The organism is Streptomyces recifensis (assembly GCF_002154615.1).
Classification (GTDB): domain Bacteria; phylum Actinomycetota; class Actinomycetes; order Streptomycetales; family Streptomycetaceae; genus Streptomyces; species Streptomyces griseoluteus.
Map to the genome: position 1 here is coordinate 1 of NZ_MUNH01000603.1, position 2,036 is coordinate 2,036.

1 protein-coding gene and 1 pseudogene are annotated in these 2,036 nt (G+C 72.9%); both read right to left on the reverse strand.

What is annotated here, in order from left to right:
• Window positions 1-156: 156 nt before the first annotated feature.
• Complete coding sequence (locus CCN33_RS26910; RefSeq protein WP_086696039.1) at window positions 157-1,074, reverse strand: CBM35 domain-containing protein; 918 nt, start codon at window positions 1,072-1,074, stop codon at window positions 157-159.
• A gap of 153 nt (window positions 1,075-1,227) precedes the next feature.
• Window positions 1,228-2,036, reverse strand: a pseudogene (gene cdgB / locus CCN33_RS26915) (diguanylate cyclase CdgB); the annotation flags it as partial.

The window sequence follows — 2,036 nt, forward strand, 5'->3', positions numbered from 1 at the left end:
ACTCCCCGGCCGTGGGCGCCAGTACGGCCGCCGCCGAGAGGGCGGTGGCCGTACTGGCGCCCACGGCCGGGGAGTTCGACCCCGCGGACTACGAACGGCTGCTGGCCGCGGCCACGGTGACGGACGAGGAATCGGCGGCGTAGGAGCCGTTACCGGCTATCGCCAGCCCTTCTCCAGCCAGAACTGGTCCAGGTTGACGTCGCACTGGTTGCCGCTGCCGCACGAGATGCTGATCGTGTTCGAGCCCTTCTGGAGCTCGAGGTTGGCCCAGGTGTGGGTCCAGCCGCGCTCCCAGTCGCCCTCGGGGGCGTGGGCGAAGTTCGACATGTTCAGCGGGCGGTTCTGCGAGGTGCCGTTGATCGTCAGCGTGGTGTTGGCGTCCTTGCCCGGCACGCCGTAGTTGACGTTCAGCGTGTACTTGCCCGGCTTCGGCACGTCCACCGTCCAGGTCACCGAGGCGCCGACGTGGTTCAGGCCGCCCACGTAGGAGCCGCCCGCCGACTTCGCGCCCTTGATGTCGGAGGCCGGGGCGGCGCCGCCCGCGAGCTGCACCGCGTCGTCGACCGCGTCGGCCTTCGGCAGCTCGCCGGCCTCGCCGGTGCTGGTCGCCCTGGGGCTCGGCGGGGCCTCCTGCGACTGGGTCGGGGAGGCGTCCGCCTGGTTGCCGCCCTTGTCGTCGTCGGAGTTGCCGTTGAGCATCGCGATGCCGATGCCGATCACGACCGCGGCGACCACCGCGATGGCGCCGATCAGCAGGCCCTTGGTGTTCGGCCCGCGCCGCCCGCCGCCACCGCCGCCGTGCGACGCCTGCCGGGAGGTGGGAGCACCGCCGGGCATCGTCTCCGGCGCCTGGTAGTGGGCGGTCGTCTGCCCGTAGCCACCCTGCTGCGGCGGGGCGGTCTGCTGCGCCTGTCCGTACCGGCGCTCACCGACCGGGCGCACCCTGTTGACCGCGTTGGGGTAGCCGTAACCACCGGACGGCGGCTGGGCCCCCCGGGCCTGGCCGTCGGCGTACAGGTAGCCGAACGGGTCGTCTTCCTCGGGCTTGCTCGCGCCGTTGTCGCCGGGCGTCATCCCTGGGTACTCCTCAACAAGTGCGGGCGGGCGGGGTACGGGGTTGGAATGGCGAGCCTACCCTCCCGCACACCCCGATTCGCTCGGACGGGGGACCCCCGAACGGGCGCCCGAAGCGCGGAGCCCAGCAGTGTCAGCGCACTGACCTGCGTTTCACCCGGCACGCCGATGCTGTTTGGGACGAGATCGTTTCTCAACGTACATCCGCTCGTCGGCGGACTTCAGCACTTCGTCGGCCGTCATCCCGCAGTGCGCCCAGCCGATGCCGAAGCTGGCGCCCACCCGGACCGCCCGGCCCTCGGCCCGGATCGGCTGGATGATCTCGTTGCGCAGCCGCACCGCGAGGTCGGCGGCGTCGGCCTGGCCGAGGCCGTCGGCGAGGATCACGAACTCGTCGCCGCCGAGCCGGGCCACGGTGTCGCCGTCCCGCAGTCCCGCGCTGAGCCGGCGGGCCACCTCGATGAGGACCGCGTCGCCCGCGTTGTGCCCGAAGCGGTCGTTGATCGACTTGAAGCCGTCCAGGTCGCAGAAGAGGACCGCGAGCCCCTTGGTGCCGTCGTCGGAGCCCTGCTCGGGGGCGACGGTGTGCACATGGTGGTCGAAGGCGTCGTACGCCTCCGGGCCCGGTGGGAAGTCGAAGCCGTGGGCGTCGCCGGAGCCGGCCGGGTGGCCGTAGGCGGCGTCCAGGGAGTCCAGGGCGCCGAGGTGGGCCGGGCGGCGGCACAGCCGGGCGGCGAGCCGGGAGCGCAGCTCGGCGGAGTTGGGCAGCCCGGTCAGGGAGTCGTGGGAGGCGCGGTGGGCGAGCTGGAGCTCACGGCGCTTGCGCTCCTCTATGTCCTCGACGTGGGTCAGCAGGAAGCGCGGGCCGTCGGCCGCGTCCGCGACCACGGAGTTGCGCAGCGACACCCAGACATAGCTGCCGTCGCGCCGGGCGAGCCGCAGCTCGGCCCGGCCGCCCTCGG